This is a genomic window from Micromonospora sp. URMC 106 (assembly GCF_051386395.1).
GTDB lineage: Bacteria > Actinomycetota > Actinomycetes > Mycobacteriales > Micromonosporaceae > Micromonospora.
The window spans coordinates 14,892-39,344 of record NZ_JBPQTP010000023.1 but is presented as its reverse complement, the minus strand read 5'-3'; the positions used below and the strand labels follow the sequence as shown (position 1 = coordinate 39,344).

At 70.7% G+C, this 24,453-nt stretch carries 27 protein-coding genes and 4 pseudogenes; 12 read left to right on the top strand and 19 right to left on the bottom strand.

Going from position 1 to position 24,453, the window contains the following annotated elements:
- Positions 1-539: 539 nt before the first annotated feature.
- Positions 540-734: a hypothetical protein gene (locus ACSNOB_RS10715; RefSeq protein WP_436686470.1), complete on the bottom strand. Its 195-nt coding sequence runs from the start codon at positions 732-734 to the stop codon at positions 540-542.
- Positions 731-994, bottom strand: coding sequence for a hypothetical protein (locus ACSNOB_RS10710; RefSeq protein ID WP_436686521.1), 264 nt, complete (start codon positions 992-994; stop codon positions 731-733). The genes ACSNOB_RS10715 and ACSNOB_RS10710 overlap by 4 nt, the downstream gene beginning before the upstream one ends.
- Here ACSNOB_RS10710 and ACSNOB_RS10705 point away from each other — a divergent pair.
- Positions 977-1,437 (top strand): annotated as a pseudogene (locus ACSNOB_RS10705) (transposase); the annotation flags it as partial. The gene ACSNOB_RS10710 and the pseudogene ACSNOB_RS10705 overlap by 18 nt on opposite strands.
- A 32-nt stretch (positions 1,438-1,469) precedes the next feature.
- Here ACSNOB_RS10705 and ACSNOB_RS10700 read toward each other — a convergent pair.
- Both ACSNOB_RS10700 and ACSNOB_RS10695 read right to left on the bottom strand, forming a co-directional pair.
- Entirely contained in the window at positions 1,470-1,895 is a 426-nt protein-coding gene (locus ACSNOB_RS10700; RefSeq protein WP_436686468.1) for a DUF4267 domain-containing protein, read from the bottom strand.
- Positions 1,896-1,955: 60 nt separating this feature from the next.
- Positions 1,956-2,402: an anthrone oxygenase family protein gene (locus ACSNOB_RS10695; protein WP_436686465.1), complete on the bottom strand. Its 447-nt coding sequence runs from the start codon at positions 2,400-2,402 to the stop codon at positions 1,956-1,958.
- A 91-nt stretch (positions 2,403-2,493) separates the two neighbouring features.
- Here ACSNOB_RS10695 and ACSNOB_RS10690 point away from each other — a divergent pair, with 91 nt between their 5' ends.
- The gene (locus tag ACSNOB_RS10690) at positions 2,494-3,072 is read left to right on the top strand and encodes a TetR/AcrR family transcriptional regulator (protein ID WP_436686463.1); all 579 of its coding nucleotides are present in this window, start codon (positions 2,494-2,496) and stop codon (positions 3,070-3,072) included.
- A gap of 166 nt (positions 3,073-3,238) precedes the next feature.
- Here ACSNOB_RS10690 and ACSNOB_RS10685 read toward each other — a convergent pair.
- A pseudogene (locus ACSNOB_RS10685) lies at positions 3,239-3,519 on the bottom strand (hypothetical protein); the annotation flags it as partial.
- Positions 3,520-3,552: 33 nt separating this feature from the next.
- On the opposite strand from ACSNOB_RS10685, the pseudogene ACSNOB_RS10680 reads away from it, so the two are divergent.
- Positions 3,553-3,663 (top strand): annotated as a pseudogene (locus tag ACSNOB_RS10680) (transposase); the annotation flags it as partial.
- 100 nt (positions 3,664-3,763) lie between these two features.
- On the opposite strand, the gene ACSNOB_RS10675 reads toward ACSNOB_RS10680, so the two are convergent.
- The gene (locus tag ACSNOB_RS10675; RefSeq protein WP_436686518.1) at positions 3,764-4,141 is read right to left on the bottom strand and encodes a MerR family transcriptional regulator; all 378 of its coding nucleotides are present in this window, start codon (positions 4,139-4,141) and stop codon (positions 3,764-3,766) included.
- Positions 4,142-4,207: 66 nt separating this feature from the next.
- Here ACSNOB_RS10675 and ACSNOB_RS10670 point away from each other — a divergent pair, with 66 nt between their 5' ends.
- Complete coding sequence (locus ACSNOB_RS10670; RefSeq protein ID WP_436686462.1) at positions 4,208-5,200, top strand: NADPH:quinone oxidoreductase family protein; 993 nt, start codon at positions 4,208-4,210, stop codon at positions 5,198-5,200.
- 273 nt (positions 5,201-5,473) lie between these two features.
- Here the strand turns inward: ACSNOB_RS10670 and ACSNOB_RS10665 are convergent, their stop codons facing one another.
- Positions 5,474-5,755 carry a MerR family DNA-binding transcriptional regulator gene (locus tag ACSNOB_RS10665; RefSeq protein ID WP_436686516.1) on the bottom strand — a complete coding sequence of 94 codons (282 nt, stop codon included), beginning with the start codon at positions 5,753-5,755 and terminating at the stop codon, positions 5,474-5,476.
- 80 nt (positions 5,756-5,835) lie between these two features.
- Between ACSNOB_RS10665 and ACSNOB_RS10660 the strand changes: the two genes are divergently transcribed.
- Positions 5,836-6,165, top strand: a complete 330-nt coding sequence (locus tag ACSNOB_RS10660) for a putative quinol monooxygenase (protein WP_436686460.1) — start codon at positions 5,836-5,838, stop codon at positions 6,163-6,165.
- Between the two features lie 389 nt (positions 6,166-6,554).
- Here ACSNOB_RS10660 and ACSNOB_RS10655 read toward each other — a convergent pair.
- Positions 6,555-6,776, bottom strand: a pseudogene (locus tag ACSNOB_RS10655) (transposase); the annotation flags it as partial.
- 370 nt (positions 6,777-7,146) lie between these two features.
- Here ACSNOB_RS10655 and ACSNOB_RS10650 point away from each other — a divergent pair.
- The gene (locus ACSNOB_RS10650) at positions 7,147-7,884 is read left to right on the top strand and encodes a dienelactone hydrolase family protein (protein ID WP_436686459.1); all 738 of its coding nucleotides are present in this window, start codon (positions 7,147-7,149) and stop codon (positions 7,882-7,884) included.
- Positions 7,885-8,028: 144 nt separating this feature from the next.
- Here the strand turns inward: ACSNOB_RS10650 and ACSNOB_RS10645 are convergent, their stop codons facing one another.
- Both ACSNOB_RS10645 and ACSNOB_RS10640 read right to left on the bottom strand, forming a co-directional pair.
- On the bottom strand, positions 8,029-8,511 hold the full coding sequence (locus ACSNOB_RS10645) for a hypothetical protein (protein WP_436686458.1): 483 nt from the start codon (positions 8,509-8,511) through the stop codon (positions 8,029-8,031).
- Between the two features lie 531 nt (positions 8,512-9,042).
- Entirely contained in the window at positions 9,043-9,951 is a 909-nt protein-coding gene (locus tag ACSNOB_RS10640; protein ID WP_436686457.1) for a LysR family transcriptional regulator, read from the bottom strand.
- A 161-nt stretch (positions 9,952-10,112) separates the two neighbouring features.
- Between ACSNOB_RS10640 and ACSNOB_RS10635 the strand changes: the two genes are divergently transcribed.
- The 4 genes from ACSNOB_RS10635 (at position 10,113) to ACSNOB_RS10620 (ending at position 13,369) form a co-directional block, all read left to right on the top strand.
- The gene (locus tag ACSNOB_RS10635) at positions 10,113-11,237 is read left to right on the top strand and encodes an alpha/beta fold hydrolase (protein ID WP_436686456.1); all 1,125 of its coding nucleotides are present in this window, start codon (positions 10,113-10,115) and stop codon (positions 11,235-11,237) included.
- A gap of 103 nt (positions 11,238-11,340) precedes the next feature.
- The gene (locus ACSNOB_RS10630) at positions 11,341-12,015 is read left to right on the top strand and encodes a DUF6152 family protein (protein ID WP_436686455.1); all 675 of its coding nucleotides are present in this window, start codon (positions 11,341-11,343) and stop codon (positions 12,013-12,015) included.
- A 57-nt stretch (positions 12,016-12,072) separates the two neighbouring features.
- Positions 12,073-12,540 carry a hypothetical protein gene (locus ACSNOB_RS10625; protein ID WP_436686454.1) on the top strand — a complete coding sequence of 156 codons (468 nt, stop codon included), beginning with the start codon at positions 12,073-12,075 and terminating at the stop codon, positions 12,538-12,540.
- A gap of 130 nt (positions 12,541-12,670) precedes the next feature.
- On the top strand, positions 12,671-13,369 hold the full coding sequence (locus tag ACSNOB_RS10620) for an SDR family NAD(P)-dependent oxidoreductase (protein WP_436686453.1): 699 nt from the start codon (positions 12,671-12,673) through the stop codon (positions 13,367-13,369).
- A gap of 57 nt (positions 13,370-13,426) precedes the next feature.
- On the opposite strand, the gene ACSNOB_RS10615 is transcribed toward ACSNOB_RS10620, so the two are convergent.
- From ACSNOB_RS10615 to ACSNOB_RS10575, 9 genes are all read right to left on the bottom strand, one after another.
- Positions 13,427-14,368 (bottom strand): NADP-dependent oxidoreductase, encoded by a 942-nt coding sequence (locus ACSNOB_RS10615; RefSeq protein ID WP_436686451.1) that lies wholly within the window; start codon positions 14,366-14,368, stop codon positions 13,427-13,429.
- Between the two features lie 23 nt (positions 14,369-14,391).
- On the bottom strand, positions 14,392-15,030 hold the full coding sequence (locus ACSNOB_RS10610; protein ID WP_436686450.1) for a hypothetical protein: 639 nt from the start codon (positions 15,028-15,030) through the stop codon (positions 14,392-14,394).
- A 385-nt stretch (positions 15,031-15,415) separates the two neighbouring features.
- Positions 15,416-16,306: an alpha/beta hydrolase gene (locus ACSNOB_RS10605; RefSeq protein WP_436686449.1), complete on the bottom strand. Its 891-nt coding sequence runs from the start codon at positions 16,304-16,306 to the stop codon at positions 15,416-15,418.
- A gap of 28 nt (positions 16,307-16,334) precedes the next feature.
- Entirely contained in the window at positions 16,335-16,790 is a 456-nt protein-coding gene (locus ACSNOB_RS10600; protein ID WP_436686447.1) for a nuclear transport factor 2 family protein, read from the bottom strand.
- Positions 16,787-17,212, bottom strand: coding sequence for a nuclear transport factor 2 family protein (locus ACSNOB_RS10595; RefSeq protein ID WP_436686446.1), 426 nt, complete (start codon positions 17,210-17,212; stop codon positions 16,787-16,789). Before ACSNOB_RS10595 ends, ACSNOB_RS10600 begins: the two co-directional genes overlap by 4 nt.
- Before the next feature lie 261 nt (positions 17,213-17,473).
- Complete coding sequence (locus ACSNOB_RS10590; protein ID WP_436686445.1) at positions 17,474-18,394, bottom strand: hypothetical protein; 921 nt, start codon at positions 18,392-18,394, stop codon at positions 17,474-17,476.
- 182 nt (positions 18,395-18,576) lie between these two features.
- A complete protein-coding gene (locus ACSNOB_RS10585; protein WP_436686444.1) occupies positions 18,577-20,127 on the bottom strand; it encodes a carotenoid oxygenase family protein in 1,551 nt (516 codons plus the stop codon).
- Positions 20,128-20,182: 55 nt separating this feature from the next.
- Complete coding sequence (locus ACSNOB_RS10580) at positions 20,183-21,556, bottom strand: FtsX-like permease family protein (RefSeq protein ID WP_436686442.1); 1,374 nt, start codon at positions 21,554-21,556, stop codon at positions 20,183-20,185.
- Positions 21,553-22,338 carry an ABC transporter ATP-binding protein gene (locus ACSNOB_RS10575; RefSeq protein WP_436686440.1) on the bottom strand — a complete coding sequence of 262 codons (786 nt, stop codon included), beginning with the start codon at positions 22,336-22,338 and terminating at the stop codon, positions 21,553-21,555. The genes ACSNOB_RS10580 and ACSNOB_RS10575 overlap by 4 nt, the downstream gene beginning before the upstream one ends.
- Positions 22,339-22,495: 157 nt before the next feature.
- Here ACSNOB_RS10575 and ACSNOB_RS10570 point away from each other — a divergent pair, with 157 nt between their 5' ends.
- Together ACSNOB_RS10570 and ACSNOB_RS10565 are read left to right on the top strand one after the other, a co-directional pair.
- Positions 22,496-23,731, top strand: coding sequence for a sensor histidine kinase (locus tag ACSNOB_RS10570; RefSeq protein WP_436686439.1), 1,236 nt, complete (start codon positions 22,496-22,498; stop codon positions 23,729-23,731).
- 2 nt (positions 23,732-23,733) lie between these two features.
- Positions 23,734-24,432 carry a response regulator transcription factor gene (locus ACSNOB_RS10565; RefSeq protein ID WP_436686438.1) on the top strand — a complete coding sequence of 233 codons (699 nt, stop codon included), beginning with the start codon at positions 23,734-23,736 and terminating at the stop codon, positions 24,430-24,432.
- Positions 24,433-24,453: the final 21 nt, after the last annotated feature.

The following is a 24,453-nucleotide window of genomic DNA, read 5'->3' as shown; positions in this document are numbered from 1 at the left end:
ATGACCATCGATGGACGGGATTCCTAGAGAGAGTCGCTGTCCACCCGCTGTCACCGAGGAGGCCCGCCATGCGCGTGACCCGAGAACGCCGCGGCCGCGCGGCCCGAGGGCGGGGCTTGCCGGAACGGTCCCCGACGTATGAACGCCCCCGGCCGTTCCAGGGCGGACGGCCCCGCGGGTGCGGACCGTTCCAGCCGCCGGGCCGGAACGGGCGCTGCGCACCACTGGACGCCGTCGTCGTTCCGGCGCCCGGCTGCCGGCACTGGCTGCGCCGGCTTGCCACCTGTCTCCAGGCAGAGACCGAGACCGGCACCTGTCTTCACGGAACCGAGCCGCTGGCCGAGGCGTGCAAGCTCGGGCTCGACCCGCCCACCCCCCAGGCATCCGGCAGACCGGTGGCAAGCCGACCCGGATAAGAAGCGCCAGCCACGGCGCGAGGGCCCGGAAGCGGCGCGGCAGCACCTTCTGACAGGGCGCGTCCGGTCGTTCCGCTACCGCTGCACACCCGGACGCGGCCGGGCGTGCAGCGACAGCGCGAGTCAGGCGGCGCGGGTCTGCGCGGCGACGATCCGGAACGGGTATGTGTACTCGGCGCCGCATCCGGCGCACCAAGCGCGGAAAAGCGCGCTGGTTGGGGTGTCGGCCTCGGCGGATTCGACCTCGTACCGGACGCCCTCGATCACGACGTAGAGCCGCGGCCAGCGGACCAGGCAGATGCATGCAGGCCCGTTCATGCCGGCACCTCGCCTTTCGGCTCGGGGTCGGGATCCTGTGCACGCCAATCCCGCGGTTTGGCGCCGGTGGCGTCGGCAACCGCGTCGACATCTCGGCGACCGTAGGCGGTGCGCACGCCAGAGATGGACATTCCCGAGGCCGCGGCGAGGTCACCGAGGGTGTACGGGCGGGGCTGGACGAACTCGCGGCCGTAGGCAAGCAGCTCGCGGATCAGTTCCTCGGCCTGTTCCTTGGCGCGCCGGGCGTCCGGCAGTTCCACGGCTGCTACTCGGTCGGCGACGATCAGCTCTGGGGCGTCCGGCGGCGCAAGGGCGCCGCGAACACCCTCGCCGTGCTCAAATCGATCCGGCGAGCACGCCCGGACGGAGCGCCGATCTACGTCATCCTGGACAACCTGTCGGCGCACAAGGGCAAGGGGATCCGGGCGTGGGCGCGAAACGAGGTAGAGCTGTGTTTCACGCCGGCCTACGCCTCTTGGGCGAACCCGATCGAGGCCCGGGTCGGGCCGCTACGCACCTCGTGATCGCCGGCTTGGAACACCCGAACCATCCCGCACTGACCCGCCACCTGCACAACTACCTGCGCTGGCGCAACGCTAACGCCCGCCATCCCGACGTCCTCGCAGCCCAACGCCGCGAACTCGCCCGCATCCGCAGCGAACGCCAACGACGCTGGGGTCAACCCGCCACCCGAGCAGCTTGACCCCAACACCTTAAGCGTTCTTGGTCCCGGCGCTAGACGAGCTGCGGTGCGGGCGTTTTAGCGACGGTTCGGGCCGGGCGGGTCTCGCGGAGCAGCAACAGGCCGTTGACCACCATCAGGGTCGCGGTCAGGCAGTGGATACCGAACGCGGCGGCCATCGAGCCGTGGTGGGCCAGCACGTTAGTCATGTCGCCGTAGGCGGCGAGGGACTCCACCAGCAGCGCCCAGCCCAGCGCCCGGCGGTGGCCGGTGACCAGCAGGACGCCCAGGACCAGGGCCATGACGACGTCACGGGTGCCTTTGACGATCAGGAAGCCGCCGCCGTCGCCGGCCGGCCAGCTCGGCAGGCCGAAGCCAGGCGCGGTGGTCTCCGGGCTCACGATGTACTCCGTTCCGAACCAGAGGATGAACAGGATGAATGCGGCGGCCAGGACGGTGTTGATCTTCTTGAGCGGCATGCTGGTTCTCCTTGTGGGTCTTCGTCGAGTTGTGTCGAGCCGGGTGGCAGGGCGGTCGCCTCAGGCGAGGGCGGTGACCAGCAGGGTGAAGGCGGCGAGGATGACGGCGAGGCGGCCGTAGTGGTAGCGCAGCCACCGGTTCAGCTGCTGCTTCCAGTCGGCGGGCCGGGTCTCCGGCGTCCAGGTCCGGTTGCGGTTGTTGATCGGGACCAGTAGCAGCACCGACATGAGCACGCTCACGATCAGCAGCCCGGCGGCGGTGACGACGAGCGCGGCGCCGTCGTGCTGCCGGCCGGCCACCGCCCAGATCGCGATGAGCACGACCGAGCCGATGTACCAGAACGGCATCAGGGCGCCGAGCATCCGGCCGCCGTGTGCGTGGCCGAGCTGGCCGCTGTCCTCGGGGAGAGCGTCCAGGATCCGGTTCATGATGAAGGCGACGGAGAACTCCACCCCGACCATCAGGCCGACGACCACGGTGGTGACGACTTCCAGTGCGTTGAGCATGACGACCTCTCCATCGAGATAGCATTGCTAGCTAGCAAGGCAAAGCTAGCATTGCTATCGCTCGAATGTCTAGCGGTGCTAGGATCGAGTCATGTCGGTAACGGAACGCAAGCAGCGGGAACGGGCCGTGCGCGAGCGCCTCATCGTGGCCACCGCCCGGGAGCTCGCCGAGCAGCAGGGTTGGGACGCGGTCACCACCCGCCGGCTCGCCGAGCGCATCGAGTACAGCCAGCCCGTCCTTTACAGCCACTTCCGCGGCAAACGGGAGATCATCGGTGCGGTCGCCCTGGAAGGCGCGACCGAGATGGCTGCGGTGATACGGGCGGCGACCGCTGAGGCGGGCAGCCCGCGAGCCCGGGTCGCCGCCCTGGCCCGCGCCTACCTCGACTTCGCCGCCGGCAACCCGGCAGTCTACGACGCGCTTTTCCAACTCGACGGCGGGCTGGCGTATGCGCAGAAGGACACCCCGGCGCCGCTCAAGGATGCCTTCGCCGCGCTGATGGAAAGCCTGGGCGAGGTTGCCGGGGACGGCGTCGACAAGGGACTGTTTACCGAGGTGTTCTGGTCGTCGCTGCACGGCCTCGCGACGCTGACCCGCGCGGGCCGACTGCTGCCCGAATTCGCCGAGGCGAGAGTGGAGCTGCTGCTGGACCGGCTCGCCGTGCTCTGACCCCGGCCCCATGCGGGCGGTGCATGCCGGGCGGCGGCGGCCATACGGGAAACCGGGTTTGATCTGGTTCTGGGTGAGCCTTTCACGCTGATGGATCGGTTGTCGTAGGCTGACGGACCGGTCGAGGAGTCGGGATGAACTGGTACCTGTCTGCAGCGATTGCCGGTTCCCCCCGCCTGGTCCGCTCCGCGAGGGCCTCGGCGACCTTCTGCTTCGCCATTGCTTCCCGGCCGCTGATCGCCTGGTCAAACAGCAGCAGCGTCTCGTCGAGCACGTCGACGGCCGACTGGGCCAGCAGCGTGAGCAGGATCGGGTATCGCGCTCCGGCTCGCGCCGCTGCAACGCCTGCCCCGTCAACCGGCGCCCGACCTCGGCCAGAAACCGACTGCGCTCGGCCGGCAGCATCGACAAGTCCAAGGTGTGCGCGTCCACGCGGCACAGGTAGGCCGGCCTATATATCCATCAGATGTCGCGGGGCGCACCTACGGATCGCCACGGGTCCACGCCGAGCTGAGGCTGGCCGCCGGGGTGCGGTGCGGCCGCAAACGCGTTGAGCGGCTCACGCGGCATGCCGGCCTGCACGGTGTCTACCGGCGCCGGCGAGGTGACTGCACCGTGCGGCGCCACGAAGGGCGGGCCGGTGACCCCCGCGGGGTCACCGGCCGTACCGCCTCATGCCTATCGCGGTGCCTCAGCCAGCGTTCGGCCGGGCGTTGGCACGCACGGCGTCAAGGTATTCGGCGACCGCGTCCCGGTTGCGGGTCAAGCACTCGATGCGTTGGGTCATGCGCTCGAGTTCCCGCTCCAGCGTGGCGATCGTCTCCGGTGTCGCATCGGCAACGACAACGGCCCGGGGCTTGCCGAGGCAGGGGAGGATCTGCTTGATGATCCGGGTCGGCAGGCCAGTGTCGAGCAGTCCTCTGATCTGAAGAACCCGATCCACGAGCTTTTCCTCGTAGTCGCGGTAGCCGTTTGCGCAGCGCTGCGACGTGATCAAGCCCTGCTCCTCGTAGTAGCGGAGCAGTCGGCGGGACGTGCCGGTCCGTTCGGACAACTCCCCGATGCGCATGTGCTCCACCCCACATCCTCGCCGAGTTGACCGTGACATCAGTGTGAGGGTTTGAGGCTACCTGCCATGAACATCCCCACCACTATGCGGGCCCTGCAGCAGACGTCCCTCGGCGGCCCGCAGGACATGCGCCTGATTACCGACGTGCCGGTGCCGACCCCGGGCCCGGGCGAGGTCCTGATCCGGGTCACCGCCGCGGGTGTCAACTTCGCCGACGTCATGCAGACCCGCGGCACGTACCACGGCGGCCCGCAGCCGCCGTACCTCCCGGGCTTCGAGGCTGCCGGTGAAATCCTCGCGCTAGGCGAGGGGGTGACCGGCCCGACGCTCGGCGCCCACGTCATCGGCACCGGCTACGGCGCCTTCGCCGAGTACATGGTGCTGCCCGCGGCCGCGGTGGTGCCGGTGCCAACCGGCTGGGCCGACGAGCAGGCGCTCGGCCTTGTCCTCAACTGGGCCACCGCACTGGCCGCGCTCAAGCCGCTGGGCCGGATCGCCGCCGGCGAGACTGTGCTGATCCACGCCGCGGCGGGCGGGGTCGGGCAGGCCGCGGTGAAGATGGCCAAGCACTACGGCGCCACCGTGATCGCTTCCGCCTCATCGGGCAAGCACGAGGCGGTGCGGGCACTGGGCGCCGACCATGTCATCGACTACCGCAGCGTTGACGTGGCCGCCGAAGTGTTGCAGCTGACCGACGGCAGGGGCGCCGACCTGGTGCTGGAGTCGGTCGGCGGCGCCACCTTCACCGCCAGCCTGGCGGCGGCCAAGCGGGTCACCGGCCGGGTCGTCGTGTACGGAGTGGCCGGCGGCGAAGCCGCGATCACCAACTGGGAGCTGAACTTTACGCACCCGATTCACCTGATCGGCCTGCACATCGGCCTGCTGATCCAGACCGCGCCGCAGATCTTCGACGAGCTGATGAGCGAACTGTCCGCGCTCATGGCCGCCGGAGTGTTCCTTCCCGGCCGACCCGCCGTGTACGACTTGGCGGATGGGCCGAAGGTGCTCGCCGAACTGGAGGCAGGAGCCACCGTCGGCAAGCTGGCCCTTCGGCCCTAAGCTAAGGCCAGGCGTGGCTTTCAACCCGGAATCAACGGTAACGCTGGTCAACTGGTCGTCAAACGAGTGACCCCGCCATCCTGCGGGACCAGCTTTGACCAGCGTTGCCGTTGGTTTTCGCTGATTACTACCGAGAGGCCGGGTAGCACCCCTCGCACACAACATGGTCCCCACCGATCGGTGGGGACCCTGTTCGTTGGTCAGCGCGCTACAGGCGGGCCTCTGTCGGGAAGGGCCAGTCATCGGGGTGGCGAGGGTGTCGCTGCCAGTGATTCACATAGCGAGGTTCTCGACGCCCTGCAGAAAGCCCGGCGCCCAGGTCGGCACCAGGTGCAGCGCTGTTGTAGATCGCCTCGGAGGCGGCGTACGCCTCCTGCCCCACAGCGACGTGGTCGACGGGCTGCTCGACGACCTTCCCCGTGACTGGCGAGGCCGCTTGGCGGAGGCCTCGGGAGCGTAATGGCGGTGGCCGCCTTCGCTGCGGTCGGAGGTGAGCAGCCCTTGGGCCTCGTAGTAGCGGAGAAGACGTACGGCCACGCCTGTTTCGCGAGACAGTTTCCCGGATCTTCATGTGACCCACCTCATGAGACAGCAGCTTGAATCTGACATCCATGTCACCTTCTACCGTTGAGCACATGACGACGACTTCGACTGCACCAGCGCCCGTGTCGCTCTACGGATTCCTGACCCCCAAGCCAGGACACGCCGACGAGCTCAGGAAGCTCCTGATGGATCTCGTCGAACCGTCTCGAGGGCACGAGGGCAACCTTCAGTACCACCTCCACGAGCAGGAGGACGGCCGATTCTTCCTCTATGAGGTCTGGCGTTCGCAGGAAGACCTCGACCGGCACAACGCGACCCCATTGCTGCGCGCCTTCATGGACGAACTACCCGAGCACATCGAAGGAGCGCCCGAGGCATACTTCGGCGCGATGAGGAGTCCCTATCCGGCCATCGTGGCCTGACCGGGCTCACAGCAGACTCGAAGAGTTCCTGACGGAGTCAGAGCTCGCGGGGATCGCGGCCTTCGACCCTTGTTCGGCCAGCGCCGCGTCGGCCAGGTCCGTCTGCTGGGGCTCGTCCCAGATCGCGCCGGTGTCGACGAACTGCCAGCCGTCACGGAGGTAGGCGGCAGCGGGGGCAGTCGCCTCGCAGCGACGCACCCCAGATGCCGCCGATCCGGCAGGAGCTCGACTTCCGTGTTCGGGGGAGTTGGCGCGTGCGCAGCGCGCGCACCACGCCGAACGCCGTGATGGTCTGGCCCTTGAAGGTAAAGGTGTCACCGTCACCGACGAAGACGACCAGGTGACCTTCGGGGACACGCCCGCGGTTGGGCGTTGCCCAGCGCGGATGGCCGGCGCCAGCAGGTCATGCCTGAACCGAAGCCGAGTTCTTGGGGCAGGTACTCCCACGGGACCGCGGTGTAGAGCACGAACAGGATCCCGCGCAACACCTTGCGGTCATCGAGGGGCGTGCGGCCCGGGAACCGATGCCGCCGGGGCGGGCGGGGTGGCAGCAGCGGTGCGATCTCGGCCCACAGCTCGTCCGAGACGATCCACGGCGGCTGCTCACCCATCCTCAGCATCAGGTGGACTAGACAGAAGACCCGGTGCGTCGCTGAGCGGATAAGCTGCCTTATCCGCTGAGTGCTCCTGCGCGGTCGGGGTCGTGCTGGAACGCGACCCCGACCACTCCCTCCGGCGACACCGTCGCCGGCCCGTGAGATTGGTAGGAGCCGTTGTTCGAGTAGTCGGTGTTCCTGAGCCTGACGGCCTTTCGGCTCCCGTGTCCCTTACGGAGTGTGACCGAGGTTTTCGCCAAAGGGGCAGTGAGATGATCTCGAAGCCCTGAGCGCTCGGCCCCGCATTTCAGAGGGACGCGCGCGCTGTTCTGCCAGCGGCAGAACACCGGCCGGACCGGGCTCGAAGATCACTACAGTCAGTCTCATGGCGACGATTACGACGCGCACGGTCGAGTACCGGGCGGACGGTCTGACGATGATCGGTCACCTCGCGCTCCCGACCGGCGTCGACCGCCGGCCCGCGGTGCTGCTCGGACCGGAGGGCATGGGGCCCAGCGACGTCGAGCACGGCCGGGCCGATGCCCTCGCCGAGCTGGGATATGTAGCGCTGGCCTTCGACCTTCACGGCGGACGCTATTTGAGCGACCCCGAGGAGATGCTGGCCCGTTGCATACCACTGCTCGCTGATCCCGACCGAATGCGGGGCATCGGGCATGCGGCGCTTGACGTGTTGCGCACCCAACCGCGGACCGACCCCGACCGGATCGCCGCCATCGGCTACGGCACCGGGGGCGCCATCGCGCTGGAACTCGGGCGAGCCGGCGTCAACCTGCGCGCGATCGGGACAGTCAACGCAACTACCACGGGCCGACCGGGCGAGGCAGCGCGCATTCGCTGCCCAGTGTGGGCGGGGGTCGGGTCGGAAGACCCGATCATGCCGCCCGCGCAACGGGACGCGTTCGCGGCCGAGATGCAGGCCGCGGGCGTTGACTGGCGCCTCACTGTCTACGGCGGCGCCTTGCACGCGTTCCATCACCCGCCGGTCGACCACCCCGCGGTCCCCGGCGTCGGTTTCCACCCACTGCACGCGCAGCGAGCCTGGCGCGACGTCGTCGACTTGCTCGGCGAGTGCCTGCCCGTGACGGAGGACCTGGGGGCATGACCCCGGCAAACAGCCTGGCCGCAGGACGGCGAGTCTCGAAGCCCGTCCGAGAAGTAAGCCCCCGGTGGCTCGTGTCCGGATCTGCCGCCAAAGGACGTGGGCTGAACCGCCCGGTGGGTGGGTTGACGCCGTCCCGGTGGGCGGTCAGCCGCAGATCAGGGCGACGACCCTGGCAATCTCGTCTGAGGTGACGCGGGCGTCGAGGATGACCGCGATACCGCCCGAGTTCCACTTTCGGAGCTGGTCGACGTCCTGCCCGGCCGCTCGCCTGCGCTCCTCGACGAACCAGTACCGGTCGACCCGGTCGGCCAGCGTCGCCCGCCCGGCGGCGACGTCAAGGCCGGGCACCGCGACCGTTGCGCCGCACGCGCCGACCTGCTGGCCGAGGTCGTCGCCCCACAGCTCCAACTCCCAGCCCGGCCACAGCCCGGACCACTTCTCGGCCAAGCCGGCCAATGGTCGGATGGTCCACAGCCCGGCCCGACGCCGCGCCAGGTCGAGGTGCAGCCCCGCCGTCGGATGTGATGCGCACGCCGTGACGAGGTCGCGTGGGCCGAGCCGGTCCAGCAGGCGCGGGCCGAGCAGCCACGGCGGGCAGGACTCGAAGGGCAGGCGTACGCCCGACACCCGTCAGCATCGACCGCGCTGACCAAGTATTCCACCGGGCCCTCCGGCCGCTCGCCGCCGTCGGGGTACAGGCCGTTCCACCACGTGGAGTCGCGGCGCACCTGGTCGCGGTCATCCCCGAGATACGCCGCCAGGTCGGCGATCCCGTCATACTCCCAGCTCACCGTCCACCCGCTCCAGGTGCGCCGGTAGGCGTCGAGTAGCCCGGCGCGGTAGGCGTACCGCCAGTCGAGGGACACCTGTCCCAGTTCGGCGAAGAGCAGCAGTTGCCGGCCGTTGACGTCGATGAGCACTGCACACTTCGCAGGCCAGGTCGTCGAACCAGAAGTCGTCCCGGTAGTCGTCGAGCTGAGCGAGCCAGCGAAGCGTGATGTCAGGCCCGACAGCGAAGTGACAATCGAGTCCGTAGCTGGCGCCGCCGCCTTGCGCGTACCGCTCGCACCGTCCGTCCCGAACGACCACGTAGTTCACCCCGGCCGGCCTCGGCCGCGGATATTGCTGGCTGTTGGCTTCGGCGGTGGTTGGCCGGGATCAGGTGGCGGGGAGTCGTGCGTTCGCCAGGTCGCGGGTGAGCGCCATCAGGTTGATTGTGGTGGGTCTGCCATCGCTGTGCCTGCGAGCCGCGGCGAGGTGTACGACCCGGGTGGCGGGTTGCAGCGGGCGGTAGACGACATCGGCGCGGCGGAGGCGGCTCACCGAGGCGGGCACCAGGGACACGCCGAGTCCGCCGCCGACCAGCGCGACGATGCTCTGCATCTGTACCGCCTCCTGGGTGACGCGTGGGGTGAAGCCGGCCCGCCGGCAGTAGTCGAGGATCTGGTCGTGCAGCCCCGGCCCCAGTTCCCTGGGTGACAGCACGAAGGGCTGGCCGGCGAGGTCGCGGACGTTCAGGGTGCGCCTGTGGGCCAGCGGGTGCCCGACTGGCAGGGCCGCGATCAGGCGTTCCGCGCCGACTGGTTCGACACGCAGCGCCTCGGCGTCCGCGTCGGCAAGTGGCGGCCGGAGCAAGCCGACGTCCAGATTCCCGGCCCGCAGCGCCCGCGCCTGTTCGGTGGTGGTCAGCTCCCGCAGAGTGAGGGCGACGTCGGGATACCGGTCACGAAACCGGCGCAGGATCTGCGGCAGCAGGGTCAGGGTCGCCGAGCCGACGTACCCGAGGGCGACCTCGCCCGTGTCTCCGCGCCCGACGCGTCGGGCCGCCTGCCGCGCGGCCTCGGCGTGGGCGAGCGACAGCCGCGCGTCGTTCCGGAACGCCTCGCCCGCCGCGGTGAGTGCTACGTGCCGGCTGCTGCGCTCGAACAGCGGCACGCCCAGCTCCTCCTCCAGGGCCCGGATCTGCTGGCTCAACGGCGGCTGCCGGATGCCCAGGGCCTCGGCCGCCCTGCCGAAGTGCAGGTGTTCCGCCACAGCGAGGAAATAACGCAGATGCCGCAGCTCCACCCCTGTCACCTCCTCCCGACCGGCCGCGACCTGATCCGGTGACGCGTCGATATCCGGAGGATATCAATGGCTCCGTTCGTCGCTATCGAACGTCTTGATCCTGCCGTCACGGGGCAGCATCGGGGCCGCAGGGCGATCCAGCCCTGGCGAGAGGAGTTCCGATGCACAGCTCGCCCCCGGTGACGGCGATGGTCGCTACGGGCATCGCTTTCGCCGCCGTCCTGACCGGCCCGGCCTCCGGGGCCGGCGACGGCAGCGTGCCCGGCACCCGAGGCCCCGCCGACCTGGTCCGCACCGAACTGCAGGTCGAGAGCGATCCCCGCGTGCGGATCGCGGTCCGCGAGGTCCGCGACCCCGGTCGTCTGTCGCCGGCCCGGCCGCCGGTGCTGCTGCTGCACGGGGCCCGGGTGCCCGGTGTGGCCAGCTTCGACCTGCCGACGCCGGGCGGCTCGCTCGCCGCCGATCTCGCCCGGTCCGGTCACCAGGTCTACGTCATGGACGCACGCGGCTACGGCCGATCCACTCGTCCCCCGGAGCTGTCCCAGCCAACCGCGGTCAACCCGCCGGCGGTCCGCTCGGACGCGGTGGTCCGCGATGTGGCCGCAGCCGTCGACCTGATAGCGGCGCGCAACCCGCGAAACGGCGGCAGGGTGGCGCTGCTCGGCTGGGCGACCGGCGGCCACTGGCTCGGCCAGTACGCCGCTGCCCACCCGCACCGGGTCAGCCACCTGGTGCTCTACAACACCCTCTACGGCCCGATCGACGGGCATCCCAGCATGGGTCGGGGCAGCGTGTACGAGCACCCCGAGCGGCCGGGTGAGTTCAACGCCGCCCGGTTCGGCGCGTACCGCACCAGCACCGCAGCGAGCCTGCTGCCGTCCTGGGACGACAGCATTCCCAGCCAGGACAAGTCCGCCTGGCGCGACCCACGGGTCGTCGACGCCTACGTGCGGGCCGCTCTGGACTCCGATCCCACCAGCGGCAGCCGCTCCCCGGCGAGTTTCCGGGCGCCCTCCGGCGCGGTGGAGGACAGCTTCTACCTCGCCACCGGCCGCCAACTGTGGGACGCCAGCCTCATCACCGCGCCGACGCTGATCCTGCGCAGTGCGCGGGACTTCTGGAGCCGCCCGCAGGATCCGCAGGTGCTGACCCGGCACCTGACACGGGCCGAGGAGGTACGCAGCGTCGAACTCGACGACGCCACGCACTACGTCCACCTCGATCGCGCCGAGCGCGGCCGGTCCCAGTTCCTCACCGAGGTGACCCGGTTCCTCGCAACCGCCTAGCCCTCCCGCCCACGGTCCCCTCCCCACCCACGAAAGGAAAGGCATGTCGACCCGTCGACGCCCCGGACCCACTGGTCGGACACGCCCCGCGAGCCGGGCAGCGGTGCTGGTCCGGGCGATCCTCGCCGCGCTACTGGGCTGTCTGGCCCTCGCGGTCGGGCCGGCCGGCCCCGCACACGCCCACCACGGCTGGCAGGAGTTCGAGACCGGCCGGCCGTTCTATCTGAACGGAACGGTGACGGACGTCCGGTGGGGCAACCCACACCCCGAGGTCCGGCTGGACCTTCCCGCCACCATCGACCTCCCCGCCGACCTGGCAGGCCGGGCCATTCCCCCCGAGCTGGAGGAGCTCGGCGGCCGCGACGTCCTGCGCCGGACCCGTGCGCTGGAGGGCGGCCGGCAGGTCACCCTGGTGCTCGCACCGCCGTCCCGCCTGGAGGCGTGGGGCATGGCCGACCGTACCCGCGTCGGCGAGCAACTGCAGGCGGTGGGATACCTCGCCCGCGACGGCGGCGCGGAGTTCCGGCCCGAGCTGTTGATCCGGGAGGACGGACGGGCGATCCGGCAACGGTCTGTACCGCTGCCCGCCGCGGACGCGGCCGCCGGTTCCGACGCTGACGGCGCGGGCGGCAGTCCGGACGGTGCCGACACCGCCGACAACGGCGCCCCGGGCGACGTCCCCGCAGAATGGCCGTTGTTGGTGTTGATCGTCGGCATCATTCCGGCCGCCATCGGAGTGCATCTGCTGTGGCGGCGCCACGCGGCGCGAAACCGGTGACGGACCGCGGGGCACAGGGCACCAGCCCTGCTCACGCTGACCAGGAGGAGATCCGCCGTGCTGGGCTGGCTGGAGCGCACCGCGCTGACCGAGGCGATCCGGAGCAGCATGTGGGCCTACCCGGCCCTGGAGATCGTCCACCTGCTGGGGCTGGCCCTGCTGGTTGGCCCAGCCGTACTGTTCGACCTGCGGCTGCTCGGCGCGGGCCGTGCGCTCCCCGTGCGGCAGGCGGCCGCGCGCCTGCTGCCGCTGGCCCGGATCGGTTTCAGCGTCGCTGCTCTCTCGGGCGCGCTGATGTTCGTCACGGGCGCGAACGAGTTCGCCGGCAACCCGGCCTTCCAGCTGAAGATCGTCCTGCTGGCGGTGGCCGGTGCGAACGTCCTCGTGTTCAACCTGGGGATCTACCGGAGCGTGCGGCGCTGGGAGACCGGCGGCAGCCCGACAGCGGCCCGCGCCGCCGCCGGGATCTCCCTCGCGGCCTGGACTGCCATCGTGGCCTGCGGACGGCTCATCGCGTACGTGTAGGCGAGCGAGCTGGTGCGCCTGGTATCTCGTCAGGCAGCCCTGAGCGGGTGATCCGGGTGGCGGATCTTGAGTGGATCGCGAATCCGGACGATCATGGCAGGAGCGGAACCGGAGGATGAGGAGGAACGCCGTGTCCGAGCGGGTTGCCGTGGTCACCGGCGCAAACCGGGGCATCGGCAAGGAGGTGGCCCGCCAGCTCGCCGCCCGGGGCGACACCGTCCTGCTCACCGCCCGGGACGCGAACAAGGCCGCTGCGGCCGCCGACGAACTGGCCGCCACGGGCGGCACAGTCGTCCCGTATCGGCTGGACGTGACCGATCCCGCCGCCGCGACCGCCCTCGCCGCCGTCATCGGGGACCGGTACGGACGGCTCGACGTGCTGGTCAACAACGCTGCCATCTCGTACGACACCTGGGCCGAGGCGAGTAGTGCCGATCTCGACGCGGTCCGCGTCGCCTTGGAGACCAACCTGTTCGGCGCCTGGTCGCTCACCCAGGCGCTGCTTCCGATGCTGCGCGCCAGCGGTCACGGCCGTGTCGTCAACGTCTCGAGCGAGGCCGGCTCCCTGGCGAGCATGGGGGGTGGCACCCCCGCGTACAAGCTGTCCAAGGTCGGGCTGAACGCGCTCACCCGGATGCTCGCCGCCGAGCTGCGCGGCGACGGCATCCTGGTGAACGCTGTCTGTCCCGGCTGGGTTGCCACCGACATGGGTGGCCCGGGCGGCCGTCCGGTGGCCGACGGGGCGGCCGGCATCGTGTGGGCCGCGACCCTGCCCGACAATGGACCGACCGGCGGCTTCTACCGGGATCAGCGACCACTGCCCTGGTAGACCGACGCACCGGCACTGGACCACCAGGCGCGGGCCGTCGCCGAGATCGGTGCGTCGTCAGGCAGCGTCCAGGGTGTCCAGGACGAGCCGGCCGCGGACATGGCCGCGCTCGCCGATGGCGTGTGCGGTGGCCGCCTGATCGAGGGGAAACACCTGCTGCACCTCGACCCGCAATCGTCCGTCGCCCAGCAGTTGCGCCACCTGGGCCATCGCGGCGCCGTCAGGGGTCACGTAGGTGTGGGCCAGCCGCACGCCACGCTGGGCGGCCGCGGATTCCAGCCGAGGACTACGACCCTTGAGGGTGACCAGGAGGCCGCCGGGACGCAGCGTGGCCAGCAGCCCGACCGCGACATCGCCGCCGATCGGGTCGACCACCACGTCGGCGTCCCGAACCACCGCCTCCACCGGTTGGCGGGTGTAGTCGATGACCTCGCTGGCGCCCAGTGCGCTGACCAGATCATGGTTGCGCGCGGAGGCGGTGCCGATGACGTGGGCGCCTGCTGCCGCCGCGAGCTGCACGGCTAGGTGGCCGACCCCGCCGGCGGCGCCGTGGACCAGCACGCGCTGCCCGGCGGTGACCGCGGCATGGGTGACGATGGTCTGCCAGGCGGTCAGCGCCGGCATCGGGGTGGCAGCCGCGGTGGCGTGGTCGGTGCCTTCCGGCTTGCGGGCCAGCGCGTCCGCGGCCACGACGGCGTACTGCGCGTACCCGCCGATCAGGCGGGGAAAGCCACCCATGCCGAAGACCTCGCTGCCCACCGGCAGTCCGTTGACCCCCGCTCCGGAGGCGGTGACCACGCCGGAGACGTCCCAGCCCAGTACGGCCGGGAACCGCGACACGGCGACGCCCTGGCCGGCGCGAGTGAACCAGTCGATGGCGTTGACGCCGGCAGCGTGCACCCGGACCAGGACCTCACCTTCGCCAGGTGTGGGAGTCGGCAGGTCACGTACCTGCAGCAACTCGGGCGGACCGAACTGCTGGATCACGACGGCGCGCATGGTTCCCCTCCCGGTCCGGTGGCTCATGACAGCCCGGCTTCCAACGCCTTGTAGCGGCGGTCCTGATACCGCAGGAACCCGCTCATGCCTGCGATCGCCGCCAGCAGCCCCAGCGGGAGCGCAACCAACGTCTGTGCCCTACCTGTGATCCACACCCAGGCCAGGGCCACGCCGACGCCGGCAACGAAGCTGTTGACAGCGGCAACCATGCTGGCCATGGTGAACAAGCCCGTCCGCCAGCTTCGTCGTACCCCGAGCGTGGCGAGGGCCTCGGTGGCACCGGCCGCGCCGGTGGCGCCCCACGGGGCGAAGAACGCCGGGGCCTGAGGGCTGAGTGTCCGGTAGTACGCCCGGATGTTCGCGATCTTCGCCAGCAGTTGCACGTTCTGCACGCCGGTGTCCACCAATCGTACGACGGTGAAGACGCCGAGCATGACGATGACGGGAATGGTCGTGGCCACGAACGGCACCAGCAGCGTCCCGGACTGGGCGACGAAACCCAGCGCGACCAGGGAGCTGGAGAGGGTGACGGTGAACAGCGAGGCGCGGCCGGCGGCTTCGCTGACCGTGGTGCTGGCCGCGGACTGCAACACGAAGTGCTCGGTGACCAGCGCGGACATGAACGTCGCCTCGTTGGCCGCGCCTTTGGCCTCGTCGGTCACTCTTCCCTCCACCTGTGCTCGGCGCCGTGTCGACAGCCAGCTCGTCCGTACATCCCGGTCTTGTCGGTCAGTGGAACTCGTGGACGTGCGCGCCGGCCCGCTGCCCGCGGGTGCGCGGCCGACACTGTCCCGGGTGGCCGGACGGCCGCGTTGACGCGGCAGCTGAGGGGCACGGGCGGCTCGTCGGCCCGCGTCGCACGCGCATCCTCTGCGCCGCGGGACGTTCCACGACGGCCCCGACTGACGGACCGCACGTCCGGGCGACCGCGTTCGGCGTGAGGCGCGGATGTCAGGGGCCCGATGGATTGTGATCGTCTGGTGGTCACCGGTTGCTCCTGGACGGTAGTGGGCCCCGGGCGTGGTTCCCGGGGCCGCACGTGAGGGCCTAGTGGTGCAGGTGTCGGCGCAGGTGAGCGGCGACGGTGTCGGTGGCGGTGGTCACCTGTGGCTCCTGGTCGTAGAAGTCGAACTGGGTGCCCTGGCTCCAGAGGATGTCCTTGGGGCCGGCGAGGCCGGCGTGGAACCGGCTGGCGCCCTCCGGGATGGCGGCATCCGTGCTGTGGACGATGACGGTCGGTTGGGTGATCTGCGGCGCGAGGCTGATGGCGTCGTAGGTGAGCCAGTCCGGCCAGGCCATGACGGCGAATCGGTTGGGCCAGGCGGGGACGCCCCCGCGGGCCGGGTTGAGGTAGAAGTCGATGTCGTAGGGCATCGCCGCCCGCGGGTCGGTGGTGCTGACGACCGGGACGTAGTCGACCTCGCCGGTTTCGTCGTATCGGGCGCGGGCCTCACGGCCCGTGGTGATCCTGGCGGCGACGGCGTCAGCTCCACCGTAGGTGGCTTCGCAGATCGTCGCGTCGTGGAGCCATGGGGCAACCAGGGCGAGGGCCTTGACCCGCGGGTCGTGGGCGGCGTTGTCGGCCATGTACATGGCCGCGGCGCAGATGCCGAGTTCGGCGAGCCGGTCGCGGTCGACGGCCGGATGCGCGGCCAGGAAGGTGAGCGCGTGGTGGATGTCGGCGACCTTCCGCGCGGGGTTCTCCACATCGCGGGGCTCGCCTTCGGACTCGCCGAAGCCGGTGAAGTCGAACGACAGCGCCGCGTAGCCGTAGCCGACCAGGCGTTGGGCGTACCGGTCGGCCATCAGTTCCTTGACGCTGGTCCAGGTGCCGGCCACCACCACGCCGGGCACCGGCCCGGCGGTCGTGTCGGGCAGGTAGAGATTGCCGACGAGAGTGGCTCCGTCGCTGTCGAAGGTGACGCGTTCGTGCTTCATGGTGTTGCTCCTGGATCTCGTGGGGTCGTCAGGCGTACTCGAGGTCGGCCCGGCTGATCAGGCCGTCGGTCAGGGTGAGGCGGTAGTTGGCGCGGAAGCCGCCGACGCCGCCGGGCTGGAAGCGGACCAGCACGGTGACGCCGTCTGGGTGCGGCGTGTGGCCGAGCAGCGTGTAGACGCCGCCGACGACCTCGCGCTCGGCCCAGCGGCGGATGGCGTCGCGACCACGGATCTCGCGACCGACGTCGACGACGACCGCGTCGGCTGCGAACGCGGCCGCGACGGCGTCCGGGTCCTTGGCGGAGACCGCGTCGAAGTAGCGTTGCGCGGCCGGATCGAGAGGCCCCTGCGATCCGGTCGGGACCGGCAGCGGCGTGACAGCGTCTTCGGCGACCGCCCGCATGTGGTCGCTGCTCATCATTGCGATCGCGGCTCCCGCGAGGACGACGGCCGCTGTCACCGCGATGATCGTGCGCGCTCTCATGGCAGCAGCCCCCGGTTGCCGTCGCCCCACAGGGCCGTCATGACCACCCCGGTGATCCGCCAGCCGCCCGTGTCGCGGGTCAGGTTGAACGAGTAGGTGCCGCCGAGTGTCCACAGTGCTGCCCCATGAGGGCTGGCCTTTCGGTGGGTGGCCTGAAATGCCGCCGTGCAGACGGCGTCGTCGCCCTCGATCGTGACCAGATGGTTGGCCAGCAGGTGCTGGGTGGCGTCGAAGCCGCCGAGCGTGCTCCGCCAGGCGTTCACGATGTCGGCCGGGGTCAGCGTGACCGGTTCCCCGCCGTTCAGGCTGGTGTAGTCCAGCGTCACCTGTTCGGCGAGGATTTCGGTGAGGCGGTCCCATTCCCGCCGGTCGGTGTGCCAGACCAGTCGGGTGCAGGTGTCAATGACATCTAGACGATCCATGCGTCGAGCGTCGCAGCCCGACAGGCGATCACGGCAGGTGAAGTGGCTGCAGATCCTTTGCAGGATCCTGCATCTCCTCGTCAGGCCGGGCCGCGGTCTCGCCTTCGGGTGCCGGACGGGTGCCGAGCCGGGACCGGACCCGGCCCCACCCCGCTACCGTTCCGCGTGTCACCTGCCCCTCGATCGAGCTGGGGCACGACAGCGCCGGCGCTGGCCGGCACGAGGAGCCGGCGCAGGGCGCGGTCGCCGCGGTGGCCGCTGCTACAGCCAGCCTCGGTCTCTGGCGTACAGAGCGGCTTGGAACCGGGTCCTGGCGCCCAGGCGGGCCATCAGGTCGGCGACGTGGGCCCGGAACTTGCGAACCGAGATGTTCAGGGCCCGTGCGGCGGCGTCGTCGGTGTCGTACCGGGTCAGCGCATCCAGGACCTGGTGCTCGATGGGGGACAGGGGCCGGTCGTCGACGTCGCGGGCGCGGCTCCACATGCCCTCGTACACGTCGACGAGCACGGCTACGAGCCCGGGTTGGCGAATCTGCAGCGCGCCGGCCTCCGGCCCGGCCGGATCGGCCTGGACGAACGCCACGCTGCGGTTGACGATGGCCAGGTGCCGCACCGGCTCGGAGGTGACCCGGTGCAGGTCTCCGCGAGCATGCCAGAGCCTCGCGTGACGGGCCTGCCGTGGGTCGCGCAGGGCCTGAGCCGAAAACAACGTGCGGCAGCGTAGCCCGGCGGCGAGCAAGGTGTGCAGCGGTCCGGGGGAGCTGCTGTATGTCGCGAGCGGCTTCATGTACATGAAGTCCTCCGGGGCGGCGGCCATCACCGCGTTCATGCGCTGGGTGACGCCGGGGCCGTCGGGAATGTGCTCAACCAGGTGGATCGCCTTGCCGCTGCGGTGCTCCTCAGCGAGTTCGGTGAGCACGTCCCATGCGGTGGTCAGCTCGGTCAGTTGCCGTTGCGTCTGTTCCACGCGGCGGCGTACCAGCAGATCGACCGCGACCGCGGGTTTGGTCGCGACCAGGCTGCCGGATATCAGTCCGAGCGTGCGCAGCTCGGCGACTGTCGCACTCAGGCCAGGGATGTCGAGCTCTGCGGCCGCCGTCGCGAGGTCCGCGTGTGGGCGGCGCAGGAAGTATCGGTAGACACGTTCCTGCTCGGCGGTGACACCGAGACCGGCAAGACTCACCGGGTACCTCCGGATTGTGGCGAAGGAAGAAACATCTGCACCCCCCGCCCGACCCGACCGGGCATCGACCGGGCGCCGGTGTTCGCGGAGGCTGATCCGCGGTGCCGCGCCGGCTCCACACCATCGTCCGCGGGCGGGGCCGATGGTGTGGAGCCGGAGGCGGTCGGGAAGGGGTGGTTCCGTTACGCGTCGGGGACCCAGTTGCCGTGGAAGCCGAGGGGCACCCGGGCCGGAAGCTGGACCCGGGCGACCGGCTTGCCGGTGAAGTCCTGGGCCGCCAGGATCACCAGGTCCGACGCGTTGCGGTCCGGGTTGTGCACGTAGGCCAGGGCGTACCCGTCGTCCTCGGCCGCCCGGTGCTCCCCGGCTGCGGGGCCGGGGTGGCGGGCCGGGACGAAGACCGGCTCGCTGGCTGCCGCCCCCTTGGGGAAGCGGTGCACCTCGGAGGTGCCGCGCAGCAGGTCGTGCTTGATCAGCGCGTTGTGGAACGCGCGGTCCGGCGGCGTGCCGTCGACGGCCAGGTACGCCTGGAACATCTCGGCCGCCGCGGCCGAGTAGCCGAAGCGGTGGCGGCGGGAGACCAGGGCATCGTTGATCCGTGGGTACTCCTGCGGCCGGTCGTCGATCCTGCTCATCCGGACCCGGCCACGGGCGAGGTCGATCGTCCATCGATCCAGCGACGGCGTGCCGGTGGCCCCCGGGCCGCCGGAGCCCCGGCCGGCAGCGTAGAAGGGCGCTGGGAACGTGGTCAGGTCCACCACGATCGACGTCCCGTGGTCGTAGGCGTTGAGGGTGTGCGAGTACACGACCACCGCCGGCGCGTCGAACCAGCGAACGTCGCCGCCGCCCCGAGGCAGCACGCCGACCCGGGCGGGATGCCGGTCGTTCCAGATGTAGGGCACGGGGTGGCCCGCCGCGGCCGCCTCCGGATCGAACGTGACGGGCACGTCGAACAGGACCACGTGCCGTTGGGTGAGCGCGAAGTCGTGCATCATGGGGCTGCCGGCCACCGGGATCGTGGTGGTGCGGGCGACGCGACCGGCCGGGTCCACGACGAGGTGACGTACGTGGTCCCACATCGGGCTGTAGGTGATCGCGTGCAGTTCGCCCGCGTGTGCGTCGAGCTTGGTGTGCGCGGTGAACGCGCCGCTCAGGGTCCCGCCGAAGTCGTAGGGGCCGAGGGTGTTCAGCTCCCCGTCGAGCTCGTACGGCAGGGGACCGCTCTCCAACAGGGTCAGGATCCGGCCGTTGTGCGCAATCACGTGCGTGTTGCAGGCGTAGTCCTGTTCCGGCACCGGCCACGGGTACGGCTCGCCGAGCTTCGCGGCGACGGCGGCGGAGCGGACCCACCGGTTCCGGTACCACTCGGCGCGGCCGTCGCGCAGCCGCACGCCGTGGACCATGCCCTCGCCGAGCATCCAGTGGTGCGCCCTGGGGTCCTCCAGCCCGAGGACGTTGGGGCCGATGCGCAGGTAGCGCCCGTTCAGCTCACGGGGAATCCGGCCAGTGACGGGCAGGTCGAAGGCCGTGACCTCCTCCTGGACCGGCGCGAACGCGCCCTCGAGGAACGGGTGCCGACCCGACCGGCGGACGGGTGGGGTGGCGTAGGGCGGTGCGGTCTGCGCCGCGGCGGTGCTGCCGATCAGCGGCAGCGCGCCGGCCCCGGCGGCGACGGCGCCGCCCGTCAGGGCCGCCGCCGAACGCAGGATGTCCCGCCGAGAGTGCCTGGTCATTGCTTGACTCCTAACTAGCAGGTGGGGATGTCGGAGGGTCGCGTGCTGGTCGCCGTCAGCGGCGGGCCGGCCCGGCGGCGTCGATCATGGGTACGGCCAGTGACCGACGGGCGGCCGGGAGGCTGGCGACGCAGGTCAGCCCGATGACGAGGGCGACGACGGCCAGGTACGGGGTGCTGTCGAGGTCGAGACTCACCGCGCCGGTACGCCCGTACGCGAATCCGGCGATACCGATCGCGGCCGAGACGGTGCCGAGGACCAGCCCACACGTAGCGGCGATGGTCGTTTCCCAGGCCACCGCCCGCAGGAGCTGCCCAGGCGTGGCCCCGATCCTGCGGGCCAGGCCGAACTCCTGCCGGCGCGCCAGCAGGCTCGCGACGCAGTTGTTGATGAGCACGACTGCCGCGAACAGGCTGATCATGCCGATGATGATCAGGTTCAGTGTCCGGACCCCCCTGTCCTCGACGGTGACCGCGATGCCCTCGGCAGCGTTCGTGTCGTTCTGAATCATCTGGATGTAGAGGGTTCCCACGGCCAAGCCGGTCAGGACGATCACCGGCATGGTGACGGCTGCGATCTGTCTCGTGCGCTCGCGCACGGCCGAAACCGCCAGGTACGCCGACGCCGCGGCCGACCGCCGCGTCGCCAGTTCGATCGGCAGGGCCACCGCACGCAGCACGATCGGCGAGAGCAGCGCGAGTCCGATCGCGGCGGCGATACAGGCCTGACCGGCGACGCTCAGCGTGGTGAAGCCTTCGTCCTTGAGCGCGGTCGCGATCGCCAGGGCGCAGCCCACCCCCGCGGTGAGCAGGACACCACCTGCGATCACCCGACCCTTACCGACCGCTCGGCTCTCGACGGCGGCGTGGCTCAACGCCTCCCGGGCACTGACCCGCCCGGCCGAGCGGGCGATGACCGCGGTGGCGCCCAACGAGGCGAGCAGCGTCGTCGACAGTCCCGCCACGAGGGCGAGGGACCCGATCTGGTAGGCGACGTCGTGGGCGATCTGGTCGGTGCGGCTGAGCGCCGCCAGCACCGCGCGGCCGATCAGGAAGGCGGGGACGACGCCCAGCGCGGCGGCCACGACCGCGACGACCATCCCTTCGCCGATGATCAGGCGGCCGATCTGGCGGGGTGTGGCACCGACGGCTTTGAGCAGTGCGAGTTCGGCCTGCCGTTGCCGAACCGCCAGGTTGGTCGTCGAGGCGACGCCGAACCCCACGATGACCAGGCCCCAGCCACCGACCGCACCGGCGATCGTCCGCAGCGATGACGCGTCGGCCGCGGAGACACCATCCCCCCGGGCGGTGTCGAGCAGCGAGGCGAACGCCATGAGCACGGTCGCGCCGGCGAACACGTTGATGAATGTCGCGATGAAGGCGCCTCGGCGGAAGCGTAGCGAGCCGAACGCGAGCCTGAGCATCGTCATCGCGGACCGCCACTGCGCCGGCCGGCGTCGAGCCGCACCATCTGCTCCGATACCGCGGCCGCCGTGGGCGCCTGCAGCGTGCCGACGATCCGTCCGTCGGCGAGGAAGACCACCGAGTCGGCGAACCCGGCCGCGATGGGATCGTGCGTCACCATGACGACCGTCTGGCCGTGGTCGTCCACCGCCCGGCGCAGCAGCGCGAGCACCGCCGACGCGCTGGCGCTGTCGAGCGCGCCGGTCGGCTCGTCGGCGAACACGATCGACGGCCTGGACGCCAGCGCGCGGGCGATCGCCACCCGTTGCTGTTGGCCGCCGGACAGCTCGCTCGGCCTGCGGTCGGCGTGGCCGCCCAGACCGACCTGGTCGAGCAGGGCCAGGCACTGCCTGCGCTGGACCGGTCTTCCGGCCAGTCGCATCGGCAGCATCACGTTCTGCAGGGCGGTGAGCGTCGGCAGCAGGTTGTACTGCTGGAAGACGAACCCGATGCGGGTGCGCCGGAAGCGGGTGGCGGCCGCCTCGCTGCCGTACGGGAACTCGCGGCCGTCGACGAAGACGGTCCCCGCCGTGGGCCGGTCGAGCCCGGAGGCGCACTGCAGGAACGTGGTCTTGCCGGAGCCGGACGGCCCCATCACCGCGGTGAACGTCGCGGCCGCGAAGGACGCCGTGACGCCGGCCAGGGCAACCACCTGGCCGGCGGGCCCATAGGACTTCGTGAGCCCGACGACCCGCAACGGGTCCTGCGCGGCGTCACGTGGGAGATTCGAGCTGATCAAGCTTGCCATCCGATCGGTCCGTGGTCGAAGATCAGCTCGAGTCTGGAAGGCCCGACGCGGTTCCCACACCGCCCCGAGCAGGGCGAATCGGTACGACCAGCGAAGGGCCCAGCACCCTACCGAAGTAGGTTGGTGCGCCGCGCCAGGCTGGCTAACCTCGGACAACGTGACAAGTCCGCCGGCTGCGCCGCCGACCCCGCCCCGTGGCCGGTGGCACACGCTCGTCTACTCCACCGTCGCCGGCTCAGGAGATCGCCTCGGTCTGATCCGCCGCCAGCTTCTGGTCGACGTCGTCCTTCTCCTCGCCGCGATCGGGTTCGGCGGCTTCATCCTGATCCCGACCATCGGCGCCCACACCCGTGCCGGCCTGGTCACCGACCTGGTACTCGGCGCCGTCGCCTGCGGTTCGCTGGCGTGGCGGCGAAGATGCCCGGCGGCGGTCGGGGGGTTGACCATCGCCGCGTCGGCCGTGTCCGCATCCGCCGCCGGCGCCTCCATGGTCGCGCTGCTCACCGCAGCCATTCGCGTACGCCCGAAGGTCGTCGTGGCACTGACCGCGGCGCAGCTGGCCGCCACGTTCTGCTTTCCGCTGCTGTATCCCCAAGCCGCCGGCTACAGCTACCAGACCCAGATCACCATGGGCGGGCTGATGAACCTGGCCGTCGTGGGCTGGGGCCTGATGATCCGCGCCCAACGCGGCTACCTGCGCGCCGTCCTGGAGCGCGCCCACGATCTGGAGGCCGGGCAGGCACTGCTCGCGGCGACCATCCGCGACCAGGAGCGGCGCCGGATCGCGCGGGAGATGCACGACACTCTCGCCCACCGCCTGTCGCTGCTCAGCGTTCACGCCGGGGCGCTCGCCTTCCGGTGCGACCTGTCACCGGAGCAGACGCGCTCCATGGCCACCATCGTCCGGCAGGCCAGCCACGACGCGCTCGGTGACCTCCACAAGGTGATCGGGATCCTGCGCGACGGGCAGGCCGGCGAGGCGAACGCGCTGCAGCCCCAGGTCACGCTGGACGACCTGGCCACGCTCGTGCAGGAGTCCCGGCTCAGCGGTACGGAGATCCACCTCGACCAGCGCATCGACCAGGCGGACCTCGCAACCTCCCCGAACGCCGCCGCGACCGCGTACCGGATCGTCCAGGAGTGCCTGACGAACGCCCGCAAGCACGCGCCCGCGTCGCCGGTCCACATCACGGTCAAAGCGGGCGAAACGGGGGAGATCGTCGTTACCGTCAGCACTCCGCTCGGCGGCAGGCCAACGGCGGCGGGCATCCCCGGCACGGGGACCGGGTTGATCGGGCTCCGCGAACGGGTCTCGCTCCTGGGCGGGAGCTTCAGGTCAGGACGAGCCGGCAACCAGTTTGTCGTCAGCGCGCGACTCCCGTGGGAGATCTAGGCATGGAAGAGCTGCCGGAGACGACCCGCGTCGCGCTGGTGGACGACGACCCGTTGGTACGGATGGGCCTGCGGGCCATGCTGGATGGCGTCCACGGCATCCGCGTGGTGGCCGAGGCAGCCGACGGCTCCGATGTGCCCGGCATGGTCGACCTGCACCGTCCCCACGTCGTGCTGATGGACCTGCGGATGAAGACGATCGACGGCATCACCGCCACACAGCGCCTGCGGGAACGCGGCAACAGCCCCGCGGTGGTCGTCCTCACCACGTTCGACGACCACGATCTGGTCGCCAGGGCCGTCCGGGCCGGCGCGGTCGGCTATCTGCTCAAGCACGCCCCACCGGAAGACATCGTCCGGGCCGTCCGGTCGGTCCGCGACGGAGGCAGCATGCTGTCGCCCGAGGTCGCTCGCAGTGTCATCACCATGCTTGCGGCAGACGCCGGTCACGGCACCGACCGACAGGCGGCACAACGCCGTCTCCAGCAGCTGAGCGCCCGCGAGATGCAGGTCGCCACCGCGGTCGCCGATGGCAAGTCGAACGCGCAGATCGCCGCCGACCTCCACCTCACCGTCCCGACCGTCAAGGGCTACATCAGCGCCATCCTCAGCAAGACGGCGACCCAGAACCGGGTCCAGCTGGCCCTCACGGTCCAGGCAGCCAACCTCCCACTTCCGTCCCCGCGCCGTACCGGCGCCTGACGGTCCACCCGCCGGTACGTG

Excerpts from the sequence above, each read along its gene's own strand:
- ACSNOB_RS10715 (WP_436686470.1), bottom strand. The coding sequence starts at position 734 with ATGAACGGGCCTGCATGCATCTGCCTGGTCCGCTGGCCGCGGCTCTAC.
- ACSNOB_RS10700 (WP_436686468.1), bottom strand. The coding sequence starts at position 1,895 with ATGCCGCTCAAGAAGATCAACACCGTCCTGGCCGCCGCATTCATCCTG.
- ACSNOB_RS10695 (WP_436686465.1), bottom strand. The coding sequence starts at position 2,402 with ATGCTCAACGCACTGGAAGTCGTCACCACCGTGGTCGTCGGCCTGATG.
- ACSNOB_RS10690 (WP_436686463.1), top strand. The coding sequence starts at position 2,494 with ATGTCGGTAACGGAACGCAAGCAGCGGGAACGGGCCGTGCGCGAGCGC.
- ACSNOB_RS10675 (WP_436686518.1), bottom strand. The coding sequence starts at position 4,141 with ATGCGCATCGGGGAGTTGTCCGAACGGACCGGCACGTCCCGCCGACTG.
- ACSNOB_RS10670 (WP_436686462.1), top strand. The coding sequence starts at position 4,208 with ATGAACATCCCCACCACTATGCGGGCCCTGCAGCAGACGTCCCTCGGC.
- ACSNOB_RS10660 (WP_436686460.1), top strand. The coding sequence starts at position 5,836 with ATGACGACGACTTCGACTGCACCAGCGCCCGTGTCGCTCTACGGATTC.
- ACSNOB_RS10650 (WP_436686459.1), top strand. The coding sequence starts at position 7,147 with ATGGCGACGATTACGACGCGCACGGTCGAGTACCGGGCGGACGGTCTG.
- ACSNOB_RS10635 (WP_436686456.1), top strand. The coding sequence starts at position 10,113 with ATGCACAGCTCGCCCCCGGTGACGGCGATGGTCGCTACGGGCATCGCT.
- ACSNOB_RS10615 (WP_436686451.1), bottom strand. The coding sequence starts at position 14,368 with ATGCGCGCCGTCGTGATCCAGCAGTTCGGTCCGCCCGAGTTGCTGCAG.
- ACSNOB_RS10605 (WP_436686449.1), bottom strand. The coding sequence starts at position 16,306 with ATGAAGCACGAACGCGTCACCTTCGACAGCGACGGAGCCACTCTCGTC.
- ACSNOB_RS10600 (WP_436686447.1), bottom strand. The coding sequence starts at position 16,790 with ATGAGAGCGCGCACGATCATCGCGGTGACAGCGGCCGTCGTCCTCGCG.
- ACSNOB_RS10595 (WP_436686446.1), bottom strand. The coding sequence starts at position 17,212 with ATGGATCGTCTAGATGTCATTGACACCTGCACCCGACTGGTCTGGCAC.
- ACSNOB_RS10585 (WP_436686444.1), bottom strand. The coding sequence starts at position 20,127 with ATGACCAGGCACTCTCGGCGGGACATCCTGCGTTCGGCGGCGGCCCTG.
- ACSNOB_RS10580 (WP_436686442.1), bottom strand. The coding sequence starts at position 21,556 with ATGACGATGCTCAGGCTCGCGTTCGGCTCGCTACGCTTCCGCCGAGGC.
- ACSNOB_RS10575 (WP_436686440.1), bottom strand. The coding sequence starts at position 22,338 with ATGGCAAGCTTGATCAGCTCGAATCTCCCACGTGACGCCGCGCAGGAC.
- ACSNOB_RS10565 (WP_436686438.1), top strand. The coding sequence starts at position 23,734 with ATGGAAGAGCTGCCGGAGACGACCCGCGTCGCGCTGGTGGACGACGAC.